Origin of the sequence: Gemmatimonas sp. UBA7669, from assembly GCF_002483225.1 — a bacterium.
In the GTDB taxonomy this organism is placed as follows: domain Bacteria; phylum Gemmatimonadota; class Gemmatimonadetes; order Gemmatimonadales; family Gemmatimonadaceae; genus Gemmatimonas.
Window position 1 is genome coordinate 81135 of the sequence record NZ_DLHL01000054.1, and the last position, 13870, is coordinate 95004.

Genomic DNA, 13870 nt, shown 5'->3' on the forward strand with positions numbered 1-13870 from the left:
AGGTGAGTCACGACGGCTCGGTGAGCCGTCCCCGATACATCAGAACACGTACTGGATGCGCGTCATCACCATGCGGCCGATCTGCGGCACACCGGGGAACGTGCGCACTTCTTCGTTGAGCAGGTTGGTGGCGTTGAGCGACCAGCGCAGCGACTGCCCGTTGAGGTTGAACTTGCGCGAGATGCCAAGGTCGAGCGTGACGATCTCGGGCACGCCCTCGTAGCAGAAGCGGCCCTGCGTGGTGGTGGGGCAGCCGGCGACGGCGTTGGCCGACGTGGTGCCGGTCGCCCCCGGATTGCCGGCGGCAATCGGCCAGGAGGCCGTGGTGCCGTACACGCCCGAGTTGACCTCGTAGCTCTCGGAGTAGTTCACCCGGCTTTCGAGTGACCACACATTGCCCAGCGTCTCGAAGCGCGCCGCGAGGGAGCCACGGTTGGCCGGCGAGTTGGACATGAGCGGCGCGGCGTTGCCACCCTGGATGTCCGGGAAGATGGTGCGGTTCTGGTAGCTGTAGTTGGCGGTGAAGCCAAGGCGCTGGGTGGCCTGGAGGGTGGTGGCCATGTCGAGACCGGTGACCCAGAGCTTCTGGTTGCCGGCGTTGAAGTACGTGGCCAGGATGCGACGGTTGCCACCCGCCTGATCATCCCACGTCACCACGCCAAGCGGCAGCGCGGCGGCAGTCGGGACGACGGCGCCGGCGAGACCCGCAGCGAGTTGCTGCACCTGCGCCGCAGGCACCTGAAGACCAGCCTGTGCCGCCGCACCCTGAATGACCTGCGCCCACTGCGTGGTCACGTATGTGCCGTAGGCCTGCGGACTGCGCGCAAGCACGACGGGGGTGGCCTGTCCGGCGGATGTGCCCACATCACCACGCTGCTGTCGCCAGCCGGAGATGTCGATGAGCAGCTTGCCGTTGGCCAACTGCCCCTTGTAGCCCAACTCATACGTGTTGTTGAACGAGGCACGCAGCGGCGCGATGTCGGCCGGTCCGCTGGCATCGGCAATGAGATTCTGTCCGATGAACAGACCCGTAGGCAGTTCGGCCTCCGTCGGGACCCGCGACTGCAGACGCTGGATGAGCGCCGGCGCCAGTTGCGCGGCAAAGCCCGCTGCTTGCTGCTGCGACAGCCCGAGGTTGGCGATCAGCGCCTGCGTGAGGCCCGCGGTCAGCGTCGGCTGCACCGCCGGCCCGAGTGCCGTCCACACGCCGGGGAGCGCCGCCCCCGCACTCACCGTCTGGAAACCCGTGTTCTGCGTGAAGGGCGAGCGCATGCAAAGCGTGCCGTAGGCCGAGCCTGCCGTACAGGTTCGCGGGAACTGATAGCCTTCCTTGGGCTTGTTGCCCTGCGCAAACACGTCGTACGGGTTGGCCCCCGCCGCGCGCGACTGTACGAGATCGAGGAAGAATGTGAAGTTGGCCGGCGTCTGGAAGGCGCGGTTGTACGTGGCACGGAAGACGTGGTTGTCGCCCACCGGCTTGAACGTGATGGCGGCGCGCGGCGAGAAGAAGGTGCCCTCGATGACGTTGTTGCCGTCCACACGCAGCGCGGTGAGCAACTCCATCTTGCGGTTGAGCACCCGCGTGCTGGACTGCAGATAGCCGCCGTACTCGCGTGTATTGTCGTCGGCCTCGTTGCGGCCGTTGATCGTGCCACCCGTTTCCGGATTGGTCGCGATATAGTCCACGCCGTAGGTGAACGACTGGCGGCCGTCAAGCAGGTCGAGCCCGTGCTGGGCCTGCAGCGCCCAGACATTCGACTTGTCCACGATGGGCTGCCCGCTGCGCAGCAGATAGGTGCCGCCCACGTCCAGCGAATCGTCGTTGCCGGCGTTGCTGGAATTCACGAAGGCCTGGGCAAAGAACCGCCCGAAGCGCACTCGTTGCTGCAAGCTGTTGTAGGTCCAGTTCTTGATCTGCGCACTGCCGTTGGCGCCAGTGAGCTCGATGCCGGAACCCGCGCGCGTGAAGCCGTAGGTCGTGATGAGCTCCACCCCGTCGCGCGGACGCAGGTCGAGTCGCGCTTCACCGGTGAAGCGCTCGAGATCAAAGTCGCGCGCATTGGCCTGTCCGCGGCGGCCGGCCGGCGCCGCATTCGGGAACGTCGCCGGCTCCGACAGGTCGCGATACTGCCAGTCCCGGGCGCGCATGCCTTCACCCGACAGCTTGAACGCCGCCCGGTCGTTCAGTTTGACGGCCGTTCGCGCACCAACGCGCAGCAGATCGCGCTGACCACCGTCCACGCTGAGCGTGGTATTGGAGCGCCGACCGGGTTCCTGGGTGAATGGCGACTTGGTGATCACGTGCAGCACGCCGTTGGCGCTGTTGGGACCGTACAGCGCCGACGCCGGACCGAGCAGCACTTCGATACGATCAATGTCCTCGTTCGTGCCCGTCATCAGGAAGGGCACGTTCACACGCAGCGACGGCACGCCCGCAAAACGATAGTCCTGCAGCATGAGAATGCTGCCGCTGAACGCGTTGTTGAAGCCGCGCGCGACGATGTTGGCCTGCGCAATGCCGCCGCGGTTGACATCCACACCGGGAATGCCCCGGAGCTGGTCGGTGACCGTGACCGCCGGTCGCTCCGCGATGCGCTCACTCGAAATGACCGAGATCTGCGCCGGGGCATCGAGCGCCTTCTCCGGACGACTGCGGCTGGCCGTGACGACCGTCTGTCCGAGCTGCGTCGGCCGCTCCGTCAGCGCGGCATTGATGACCGCGCCAACCCGCTGCGCGGTGAAGACGCGCTGCTCATAGCCGAGGGCGCGCACCGTGACCGTGTAGCTGCCGTCCGGCAGGTTGACCACGCGGAACCCACCATCCGCGCCGGAGATGGCACCGTAGGCCTGCCCGCCCATGAGCTGCGCCTGCACCTGCGCATTCTCGATGGGACGGCCAGTGGTCGCGTCAGTGACCTTGCCGGTGATGCTGCCGGACTGCGCAGCGAGGTTCGACGACGCCGCAGGCATGAAACCGATGGCCAGCATTGCGCTGGCCAGCAGTCGCCGAAGAGGGAGACGCATTACGCACCTCGAGGGAAAAAAGGACTGGGAGAGTCCGGGCACCTGCGTCGATGCACAGGCAAGGGTGGGAACCGCCGGCGACACGGAAAACATGACGCCAGCGGCTAGGTTGCCCCAATCATTGTGTGCCGCGCTTCACTCGTCAATACGGGAACGACGTACGTCGGGCGTTAAAGTATGCCTTTGACAACGCCCGATCAGGACTCGCCACAGATCCGGTCGAGGTCCTGTATGCCGACCAGCACATCGCGGGGACGGGCCGCGCCCTCCGATGGGGCCAGTACGCCAGCCGCTTCCAACTGGTCGATGATCCGCGCTGCCCGCCCATAGCCGATCTTGAGACGACGCTGCAGCAGTGAGGTCGACCCCTGGCGATGCTGGATGACGACTTCCGCGGCTTCACGGAAGCGCGCGTCGCGCTCACTCGATGCCCCGTCGTCGTCCTCGTCGCCGCCCGCCTCTTTGGCTTCGGCGGCCTTCACGGCCTCCAGGATATCCGGCTCAGACTGTGCAGGGGCATCGAGCGCCGCTTCGAACCGTGCCTTGGCGTCGTCATACCAGCGCAGCAGCTTTTCCGTCTCTTCGCTGGAGAGAAACGCACCCTGCAAGCGCGACGCCTCCGACTTTCCCGGTGGAATGAAGAGCATGTCGCCGTTGCCCAGGAGCGCTTCAGCGCCCGCGCCGTCGATGATGGTACGGCTGTCCACCTGTGAGGCCACACGAAACGCGATGCGACAGGGGAAGTTGGCCTTGATGAGACCCGTGATGACATTCACGCTGGGCCGCTGTGTGGCGAGAATGAGGTGAATGCCGATGGCGCGTGCCTTCTGCGCCAGCATGGCAATGGGCGTTTCCACTTCGCCCTGCACCGTCATCATGAGATCGGCCATTTCGTCGATGACCACGACGATGTACGGCAGAATGCCACCGGTATACGTGCGGTCCTCGAAGCCCACTTCAGGATTGCGTGGCTTCTGCGGTGCCGGCCCTTCCCCTGCGGCGTGCTGCGTGACGCGCTTGTTGAACTCCTGCAGATTGCGGCAGGCGTTGGCCTCGAGCAGCCGGTAGCGATCCTGCATCTCCATCACGGCCCACTTGAGCACCGAGGCCGCGTCGCGATTGTCGGTAATGACCTTGTGCCGAAGGTGCGGTAGCGTGTTGTACACGCTGAGCTCGACCATCTTGGGATCGACCATCAGAAAGCGCAGCGTGCGCGGCGTATGCCGATACACCAGGCTGGTAATGATGGTGTTCACACAAACGGACTTGCCGGAGCCCGTGGCGCCGGCAATGAGCAGGTGCGGCATCTTGGCGAGATCCGCCACCACCGGACGTCCCTCGAGATCCTTGCCCAGGGCCACCGGCAACGCCGCACGGGCCGACTGAAACTCCGGCGCCTCCAGCACGTCACGCAGGCCCACCATTTCCGGCGTCGGATTGGGGACCTCCACACCCACCGCGCCGCGGCCCGGAATGGGTGCAACAATGCGAATGCTGGGCGCCCGCATGGCCAACGCGAGGTCATCGGCCAGGGCGGCAATCTGCCGCACCTTCACACCGGCGGCGGGCTCGATCTCGAACTGCGTGACCGTGGGGCCCGACGTGCGCCCCACCAGCTCACCTTCCACCTTGAACGTACGCAAGGTGGCCATGAGCTTGTCGCCCGCCATGTCCAGCTCGCGGCGTCCGACATCCGCGCTGCGCGCAGGCGCCTGCGTCAGCAGCGACGTGGGTGGCAGGTCATCGCTGAACGCCACGGGCTCGGCGGGCTGCTCGAGTACCTGCTCGACCGAGGGCTCACGCGCTGCGCCCTTGGCGTCGCGTGCCCGTCCCTTGGCGGGCTTTCGCGTGTCCGGCTCGACGGCGTCTCGCGACAACGCATCGCGCGAGAGTACGTCACGCGCCAATACATCACGCGCCAGCACGGGGTCGATGGCCGGCATCTCTTCCGGCTCGGGTGCAAGCCGCTCGGCCAGCGTGGGGGACCAGCCACCAGCCTCATTGCTGGTCTGCCCACGCGCGGGCGTCGGGCCGCCGGGGCCAACGAGCAAACGCAGTGGATTCCAGCGCAGGGTGGCCACGGTGAGCGCGCTGGTGGCCAGCAGAAAAACGATCCAGGCGCCCGCCGCGCCAAGCGCCTTGCGCAGGTAATGCGCCACGAAGGTGCCCCAGAGGCCGGCCAGATCGGAATCCGTCGGCGAGCCGCCAATGGCGAGACCGATGGCCACCGGCACCAGCACCACGGTGCCGGCAAAGAGCAGTGTCCAGTCGCTGGCATCGTCGGCCCGACGAATGCGACCGAACAGCGCGAGTGCGACGACGAAGGCGCCCAGCGCGATGAGCACCATGCCGGGAATGCCAACGGCAGCGACGATGGTGCACTTCACGACGGTGCCCACCGGACCGAACGGGCCGTTCGCATCCCAGCACGCCGCCGTCTCCCACTCCACACGCTGGAACAACAGCGCGCCCAACAGGAACACGGCCAGCAGGGTAAGCGCGACGGCGCCCATTTCACGCTGCAACACCTTCCGGTCCATCAGCCTCTCCTCATCGTCCCGACGAATCTGCCGCGCCGATCAGCGCGCAGAACTTCCGCCAGTTGTCGCTCGCAGCAGTTGCCGGTCCACGTACGCTGTGGCCACGCTGAAGGTGTCGAGCGTGAGACATGCAGAAACATCGGCACTGAACCCGGCATCGGCCAGTGAGCGCGCATGCTGTGCGTCGTACGCCAGCGACGACACGCCGCCTACGTAGGGTCGCTCGGCCAGCTCGGCCACGCGCGCGCCGTCCCCACGCGCGACACCCGGCAGGGCGGCGTGCAGCAAACGCACGAGGCGTCCCGCACACACCACATCTTCAAACGCCAGCCGGCGCTCGTGGCCGGCACATACGATGCTCACATCGGCATCGTGCACCGCACACCGCTCGAGCACGGCCTGCACCGTGGCCTGTGCGTTGACAAAACCCGCAAAGAAGCAGGCGCGTGCGCCGGCGGTTGCGGTGAGCGCCACGGTGCCGTTGGTGGTGGTGAACAGCACGGTGCGACCCGCCAGCGCCTCAGGCGTGTACTCCAGCGGCGAGTTACCCAGATCGAACCCGTCGATGCGCTGCATGCGCCGTTCACCGGCCGTCAGCACCTCGCCCCGCGCGTAGACCCGCGCACGCGCCGCCACCTCATCCACTGTCTCAAACGGCACGACGGCCCGCGCCCCATGGGCAAGAGCCGTCGCCACGGTGGTCGCCGCGCGCAGCACGTCGAGCACCACTACCACCCGATCGGCTACATCGGCGGGCACCACCGGTGCCTCGCCGAGCAGCACGTCCACTCGCACTCAGCCAGGCTCCTTCAGCAGGTCGGCGCCCTCGAACTCGAGCCACTTGGTGTGCACCTTGCCCGCCTGGAAGCCGGGATGCTGCATGACACGGGCCAGGAACGGCATGGTCGTCTTCACGCCTTCGACCACAAAGCTCTCGAGCGCAATCTGCATGCGCTTGAGCGCCTCCTCGCGCGTGTTGCCCTGCACGATGAGCTTCGCGATCATCGAGTCGTAGAAAGGGGGCACCGTGTAGCCCGCATACGCATGCGTGTCGATGCGCACGCCGGGGCCGCCGGGCTGATGAAACACTTCGAGCTTGCCGGGCGAGGGTTGGAAGTTGCGCGACGGATCTTCCGCGTTCACCCGGCACTCGATGACGTGTCCACGGAACGGCGGCAGTTCCTTCACCGAGAGCGGCAAGCCCGCGGCCACGCGGATCTGTTCCTTCACGAGATCGACGCCAGTGAGCTGTTCCGTGACCGGATGCTCCACCTGGATGCGCGTGTTCATCTCCATGAAGTAGAACGAGCCATCTTCGTCGAGCAGCATTTCGACGGTGCCGGCTCCCACATAGTTGATGGCCTTGGCGCCACGCACCGCCGCTTCACCCATGCGCTCACGCAGCTCCGGCGTCATCACGGGACATGGCGCCTCCTCGATGAGCTTCTGATGGCGACGCTGCACCGAGCAGTCGCGCTCACCGAGGTGAATGACATTGCCGTGCGTATCGCCAAGCACCTGGAACTCGACGTGACGCGGACGCTCGAGGAACTTCTCCACGTACACGTCGCCGTTGCCGAAAGCGGACAGGGCCTCGGAGCGCGCGAGTTGGAAGGAGCGAAGGAAATCGTCCGGATCGCGCGCCACGCGCATGCCCTTGCCACCACCACCGGCCGCCGCCTTGATGATGACCGGGAAGCCGATTTCACGCGCGAACTCCAGCGCCTCCTCGGGGTCTTCGATCGGTCCGGGCGTACCCGGCACGATGGGCACGCCGACTTCCTGCATGGCCCGGCGCGCCGAGGCCTTGTCGCCCATGACACGGATCTGGTCGGGCGTGGGGCCGATGAACGTGATACCCGATGCGCGGCAGGTCTCGGCAAACTCGGCGTTCTCCGCCAGGAAGCCATAGCCCGGGTGAATGGCGTCGGCTCCCGTAATCTCCGCGGCAGCAATCAGTCGCGGGATCTTGAGATACGAGTCGCGTCCCGATGGCGGTCCGATGCACACGTCATCGTCGGCGAACCGGACATGCAGGGACTCGCGGTCGGCCTCGGAGTACACGGCGACCGTCTGGATATCGAGTTCGCGGCACGCGCGGATGACGCGCAGCGCGATTTCTCCGCGGTTGGCGATGAGGACTTTCTTGAACATCCCGTAAGGTTGGCGACGTCACTGCCTCACCGCCAGTCCCGCTCGCCTACCCATCGTTCGGCGGCCCCCTTGACGGAGCCTCTCCCGCTTCACCTGCCGCGGCGGCTGCCCGACCGCCACGCGGCGCTACGCGGCGCTACGCGGCGCTGCTTCCGGGGCGGAATCCGCTGAACGTGTTGTCGCTGGCCGCGTCCACACCCTGTACGCGCAGTGCGAACTCTGCAGGATTGCTGGCGTTGAACAGCGCACTCTCGTAGGAGATCATGCCGCGCGAGTACCAATCCATGAGCGACTGGTCGAAGCTCTGCATGCCGTAGGCCACACTGCCCTCCTTGATCAGGTCGGGAATGTTGAGCGTGGCGGAGAGATCGCGGATCTGGTCGCGCACCGCTTCGGTGTTGACCAGAATTTCGCAGGCGGGTACGCGACCCGGCTGGTCGGCTCGCGGCACGAGGCGCAGGGACACCACCGCGGACAGCGCATTCGCCAGTGCGAAGCGCACTTCGTTCTGCTGGTGCGGCGGATAGAACGAGAGCACGCGATTGATGGTCAGCGTGGCGTCGGTGGTGTGCAGCGTGGAGAACACCAGGTGACCGGTGCCCGCCGCCTTGAGCGCCACGTCCAGCGTCTCGAGGTCACGGATTTCACCGATCATGATGACGTCCGGATCCTGACGCAGCACGCGCCGCAGCGCCTGCCCGAAGGTGGCGGTGTCGGTGCCCACCTCGCGCTGATTGATGTGGCACTTGATGTCCCGATGCACAAACTCGATCGGGTCTTCAATGGTGATGATATTGGCGCTGCGCCGCTCGTTGATGTGTTGCACCATGGCGGCCAGGGCGGTGCTCTTGCCCGAGCCCGTCACGCCGGTCACCAGCACCAGCCCGCGGGGCTTGAGCGCAATCTGCTCGAGCACCGGTGGCAGATTGAGATCGCGGATGTTGGATGCCGCGTGCGCAATGGCACGCATGGCAAAGGCCACGGTGCCCTTCTGCTGGTACACGTTGACGCGGAAGCGCCCGATGCCCGGCACATTGATGGCGAAGTCGGCTTCGCGCACTTCCACGAATTCGCGCAGCTGCGCTGGCGGCAACAGGTGTTCCGCCAGCGCGCGCAATTCCTCGGGCCGCATGGGCGGCATGTCGAGGGGGACGAGGTCTCCGTGCAGTCGCAGCGTGGGTGGACGACCCACTTTGAGATGCAAGTCTGATGCGCCTTCGCGCACCATGCGCTGCAGGGCCGCCTTGAGGTCGAGCCCCGCTGCTGGCGCCGCTCCGTTGCTGGATGCGGACGCTGGTCCGCTGGGAGCTGTCTGGGCGACGCCGGAGACCATCGTCATGTGATCATGTCTCAGCCGGTCGGATCGATGCGGAAGAGCACCTGGCCATATTCGACAGCGTGTGCATCGGCCACGTTGACCTCGCGCACCACCCCATCGAACTCGGACTCGAGCTCGTTCATGATCTTCATCGCCTCGATGATGCAGACGATCTGCCCCTTGCTGATCCGATCGCCAACCGCGACATACGGCTTGGCGCCCGGCTCCGGCGCGGAATAGAACGTCCCCACCATGGGCGACTTGATCTCGAGGGCCGCAGACTTCGGTGCCTCGGCCTTCGGCGCCGCCGTCCCTCCCTCCTCGGCAGGACGCGCCGCAGCGGCAGCAGGCAACACGGGCGCGGCAACAGGCAGTGGGGCGGCCGGCAGGGCCGGCGCCATGGTGACAGCGGCAGCGCGCTGCTGCGGGCTCTTCGAGATCCGGAGCTTCATCCCCTTGTCGGAGGAGATCTCGATGGAATCCACCGTGGAGCCGTCGAGCATCTCGATCAGCTTCTTCACGTAGCGCAGGTCGATCATGGAGGAGGGAGGCTGGTAGAAAGGAACGTCGCCCCTGCCGCGCGGTCCATTGGACCTGACGACACCGGACAACGCGATGGACGGACTGGACGTGGTGCGCCGAGCGCGGCGACTACGACAACTCAGTGAGCCGACGGTCCAGGCGAGTCAGTACCCGCGCCCCGTCTGCCGTGATGAGCACATCGTCTTCGATCCGCACGCCACCCCACCCCGGCAGGTAGATGCCCGGTTCGACGGTCACCACCATGCCAGCCGCGAGGGGAGCCTCGGCACTCCGGGACAGGCGCGGACCTTCATGCACCTCCAGTCCAATGCCGTGACCGAGAGAATGCCCAAAGGCGTCACCATACCCGCGGGCGTCAATGTACTCTCTTGCGAGCGCATCTGCAGCCATCCCCTGCATTTCAGCCCGAATCGCGCCCGAAGCGCGCACATTGGCCTCGCGCACAATGTCGTGAATCTCCCGCTGGCGCGCTGACGCCGGTCCCAGAACCACCGTCCGGGTAATGTCGGCGCAGTATCCGGCGAAAATCGCCCCGAAGTCGATCAGCACGAAGTCCCCGGGGGCGAGCACGCGCTCGGACGCCCGGGCATGCGGCAGCGCCGACCGGGGGCCTGAGGCCACAATAGTCTCGAAGGGGAAGCCCTCGCTGCCCGCATCACGCAGCTGATGCTCGAGAAGGCCCGCCACGGCCAGCTCGGTCAGACCGGGCCGCAGCTGCTCGAATGTGCGAACCAGCGCGGTCTCGGCAATGGCCACCGCGCGTTCGATGCAGGCCACCTCGCCCTCGTCCTTGCACTCGCGCAATTGTTCGACGCAGTCCACCACCGGGCGCCATTGCCAGCGCGCGCCCTGCTCCAAGAGCCGCGAGAAATCCCGATGCAGGAGATGCGCGGACTCAAAGCCAATGCGCTCCACGCCCGTGGTGGCGGCCAGACGGGCCCAGAGACCGGCCCAGAGGCTGTTGGCTTCAATCTGGACCGTTGCGTGCGCCCCGACCTCGTCTTCCACCTGCGCGGCATAGCGGAAGTCGGTGAACAGCATCAGCTCGAGCGGTGTGACGAGCAGCAGCGCATTGCTGCCGGTGAATCCCGTCAGGTAGCGCACATTGGGCAGCGACGACACCAGCAGGCCGTCGAGATCGGCCCGTCCGAGGGCCTCACGCAGCGCGGCCAGCCGCTCTGGACGCCGATCAATGGCACCTCCCAATGCCGAACGATTCACGCGCGCCGCGCAGCCAGTGCCCGCACGAGGCCACGGAGGCCGTATTCGTAGCCGTCCGCCCCCAACCCGCAGACCATGCCAATGGACGCCGACGCGAGCATGGAGTGGCGACGCTCCGGCTCGCGGGCATGGATGTTGGACAGATGCACTTCGACAAAAGGCAGCGCGGTGGCCGTAAAGGCATCACGCAGCGCGAGACTGGTATGGGTGTAGGCCCCGGCATTCACCACCACGCCATCCACCTCTCCACGCCAGGCATGCAGTGTGTCGATGAGCTGCCCCTCGCCATTGGCCTGCGCCGCGCGCAGCTGCACGCCCAACTCGGCGGCAACGCGCTCGAGGTGGGCGGTGATATCCGCGAGCGTGGCGGTGCCGTACACCGCCGGTTCGCGCGTGCCCAGGAGGTTGAGATTGGGCCCGTTCAGCACGCCAATGATCACGAGTTGCCAAGCCCCTTGAGCCAGGCCGAGAACTGCGCCAGATCGTCAGCGGCCGGTGGCGCGGATGCCGCCGGGTTGCCGGTTACCGAAGGCTCAGCCCCTGATGCAGCGGAGGTCTGCCGGGCCGGATCGGGGAAGAAGCGATCGAACGAAAACTCACCGGTTGCACCAGGCGCGGGAGGCTGCGGCGCGGCCGGGGTGGGCGCAGCGGGAGTGGGTGACGCCGCCACGCCGCGGATGGGCGTGGGTTGACGGACTGTGCCAAAGGCCGGTGTCGGTTCGCGATGACCGGCGGCCCCTGCGAAGAAGCTGTCGCTGAGTGAGCCAACGTCAGGCGACTGCGGGTCGAACGCCGACGCGAGCTGACGCGCCGCGAACTCGTCCTGTGCGGAGGCCGACGCCGGCGCCTCGTCTCCAAACAGCGACGCGAGACTGTCGTCATGCGCGGCCTCGACTCCCGGCGCTTGCACGGCAGGCGTACGAACCGGAGTGGCATAGGCGGCGAGCGACGCGGCGGGTGTGCTGCGCAGCGGCGGCGAGAAGACCGGCGTGGAATACGCCGGCGTGCGGCGCGAGACCCGTCGCGCGGCCAGGCTCGCGAAACGCTCCCGGGCCGTGTACACGGCGATCGGCTCCGCATGGCCTGTCTCGCTCTCCGGAGCGACGATTGCCGCGGAGACGGGTTCGCCGAACGCTGCTCCGTCTGCTTCCGGTGCCACGTCCACGCCAGTAGCCGCGGACTGCTGCATGTCCTGCAGCTCCTGCAAGCGAGCAGCCAGCACGGGGTCATAGGGACGCCGGCGTACCAACTCCTCGTACACGGTCACGGCGCGATCGACAAAGCCCTGAGCCACCAGCAACTCGCCCATGGTCTCGGTGACAAACGCCGGCGACGGTTCAGTCGGTTCTTCGGACGCTTCTTCAGACGGTTCCTCGGTCAGCTCGTCGTTGAGCGACGCAAAAGACTCTTCAGATACCGCGCGTACTTCGGTCTCCGCAACAACGACATCTTCAAACGGCGCGACGATCTCCGGCTCTGTCTCCGCGGCGTGCTCCATCACGTCAGCATCGGCGCCGAACGCACGGACATCGTCGACCACATCATGGACAACATCGTCGACGGCATCATCGACCACACCATTGACGGTGTCGATGGCGCTGTCCGTCAAATCCATCAGCGGCAGGGTGATCGGCGAATCGGTCTGTGCGAAGTGTGCCACGTGCTCGTTTGCAAACTCACTGACAGACTCGGCCACCAACTCCGTCTCCAGCTCCACCTCGATTTCCGGCTCAGGCTCCGGCAGCGGCATGCTGAGCGCGTCGCCCTTCTCGAGCCCAAAAGCCTGTGCCGCGTCGGGCGTGACCGGCACGGAGAGCGGCGTGACCGAACGCGGCGTCTCACGCCGAGCCAACAGGTCCGTGGTATCGGGCCACTCGGGCGCGACGAGGCCTTCTTCAAACGCCATCGCCGCCTCTGATTCAGCCTGGGCGGCCTGCGCTTCCAACTCTTCGGCCCTGGTTTCGGCAAAAGCCGCCGAAGACGCGACCGGCTCAGCCGGCGCAAAGTGGAAGGGGTCCGCCTCGGCTTCAATCGCCCGCATGGCCGAATCGGGGGTCGGCATGGTGGGCAGGATGGCCGGGAAACTCTCGATGGGTGTTGGCGCGAGGGCCGGCGGGAAGGACGGTGCCTCAGCCACCATGCTGTCGAGATCGATGGGGGCGAAGGCCGCCTGACTGATGGGCGTCGGGATGGCCGGCGCGGCGGTGATCGGCGTGGGAATGGCCGGCGCCGCCGAGACCGGCGTGGGAATGGCTGGCGCCGCCGAGACCGGCGTGGGAATGGCAGGTGCTGCCACGACCGGCGTCGGGATGGCCGGCGCCGCCGTCACCGGCGTGGGGATGGCGGCGAGGTCGATGGGTGTGAACGAGGCCGGCGTGGGCATCGACGGGGCCGGCACGCTTCCGGCCGGTACCGGCGCACTGCCCAGCGCGGGCGTGCCGAACGCCGCCATGGGCACCACCGGCGTGAACGAAGCCGGCGCGGGGATGGCGGCTACCGACGGCGTGGGCGTGGCCAACGAGGCCAACTGCGCCGCGATGTCGTCATTGCGCGGATCCGCTTCGAGCACCCGCTCATACCAGCGGCGGGCCACCTGCGGCTGATCCTGCCGCCGGGCAATGTCCCCGAGATGCCGCAGGGCGATGAGGTTCTCCGGGTCGAGCGCCAGCGCCTGCTCGAACACCCCGCGGGCCTCGTCCAGCTCACCCGTTTCATAGAGGGCCTGACCGAACACGATGTACCCGCTCATGTGCCCAGGCTGCTTGGGCAGATGTTCGCGGCACAGCGCAATGGCCTGCGAGAGATCGCCAGCCTTCCGGAGCTCGTTGGCCAGCGGCGCGAAGAAGCGCCGCGGGTTTTCCTCGAACTTCTTCCGGAGTTCGTCGATGCGGGCAGCGGTGCTCATGCGTACAGGGCCCTCTGGTGTGAACCCGGGGCGGCGACAGGACGCACTGTCACGCGGCTGGCACCGACAGGGTCGGTGATCCGGGGGTTGGATGTATTGATTGTCCGGGGCGATCGGGATGTCAATTGCACGGCGAACTCAGGAAGTGATGACGTGTCTTGCCTT

At 66.7% G+C, this 13870-nt stretch carries 9 protein-coding genes; all 9 read right to left on the reverse strand.

The features are described 5' to 3' along the window. Window positions 1-39 precede the first annotated feature (39 nt). Complete coding sequence (locus tag B2747_RS16785; RefSeq protein WP_291163573.1) at window positions 40-3024, reverse strand: TonB-dependent receptor; 2985 nt, start codon at window positions 3022-3024, stop codon at window positions 40-42. A gap of 197 nt (window positions 3025-3221) precedes the next feature. Continuing rightward, the gene (locus B2747_RS16790) at window positions 3222-5564 is read right to left on the reverse strand and encodes an FtsK/SpoIIIE family DNA translocase (RefSeq protein ID WP_291163576.1); all 2343 of its coding nucleotides are present in this window, start codon (window positions 5562-5564) and stop codon (window positions 3222-3224) included. A gap of 39 nt (window positions 5565-5603) precedes the next feature. After that, complete coding sequence (locus B2747_RS16795; RefSeq protein WP_291163578.1) at window positions 5604-6353, reverse strand: 2-phosphosulfolactate phosphatase; 750 nt, start codon at window positions 6351-6353, stop codon at window positions 5604-5606. A 6-nt stretch (window positions 6354-6359) separates the two neighbouring features. Then, a complete protein-coding gene (accC, locus tag B2747_RS16800) occupies window positions 6360-7718 on the reverse strand; it encodes an acetyl-CoA carboxylase biotin carboxylase subunit (protein WP_291163581.1) in 1359 nt (452 codons plus the stop codon). Between the two features lie 136 nt (window positions 7719-7854). Further along, on the reverse strand, window positions 7855-9057 hold the full coding sequence (locus B2747_RS16805) for a type IV pilus twitching motility protein PilT (RefSeq protein ID WP_291163584.1): 1203 nt from the start codon (window positions 9055-9057) through the stop codon (window positions 7855-7857). An 11-nt stretch (window positions 9058-9068) separates the two neighbouring features. Continuing rightward, window positions 9069-9575, reverse strand: coding sequence for an acetyl-CoA carboxylase biotin carboxyl carrier protein (accB, locus tag B2747_RS16810; RefSeq protein WP_291163587.1), 507 nt, complete (start codon window positions 9573-9575; stop codon window positions 9069-9071). Window positions 9576-9687: 112 nt separating this feature from the next. Continuing rightward, window positions 9688-10800, reverse strand: a complete 1113-nt coding sequence (locus tag B2747_RS16815) for a M24 family metallopeptidase (protein WP_291163590.1) — start codon at window positions 10798-10800, stop codon at window positions 9688-9690. Next, window positions 10797-11240 carry a type II 3-dehydroquinate dehydratase gene (gene aroQ, locus B2747_RS16820; RefSeq protein ID WP_343125915.1) on the reverse strand — a complete coding sequence of 148 codons (444 nt, stop codon included), beginning with the start codon at window positions 11238-11240 and terminating at the stop codon, window positions 10797-10799. Before aroQ ends, B2747_RS16815 begins: the two co-directional genes overlap by 4 nt. After that, window positions 11237-13705: a tetratricopeptide repeat protein gene (locus B2747_RS16825; protein WP_291163595.1), complete on the reverse strand. Its 2469-nt coding sequence runs from the start codon at window positions 13703-13705 to the stop codon at window positions 11237-11239. Before B2747_RS16825 ends, aroQ begins: the two co-directional genes overlap by 4 nt. Window positions 13706-13870: the final 165 nt, after the last annotated feature.

Coding starts and splice junctions, on each gene's coding strand:
- B2747_RS16805 (WP_291163584.1), bottom strand. CDS start 9,057: ATGACGATGGTCTCCGGCGTCGCCCAGACAGCTCCCAGCGGACCAGCG.
- B2747_RS16825 (WP_291163595.1), bottom strand. CDS start 13,705: ATGAGCACCGCTGCCCGCATCGACGAACTCCGGAAGAAGTTCGAGGAA.
- B2747_RS16785 (WP_291163573.1), bottom strand. CDS start 3,024: ATGCGTCTCCCTCTTCGGCGACTGCTGGCCAGCGCAATGCTGGCCATC.
- B2747_RS16790 (WP_291163576.1), bottom strand. CDS start 5,564: ATGGACCGGAAGGTGTTGCAGCGTGAAATGGGCGCCGTCGCGCTTACC.
- accC (WP_291163581.1), bottom strand. CDS start 7,718: ATGTTCAAGAAAGTCCTCATCGCCAACCGCGGAGAAATCGCGCTGCGC.
- accB (WP_291163587.1), bottom strand. CDS start 9,575: ATGATCGACCTGCGCTACGTGAAGAAGCTGATCGAGATGCTCGACGGC.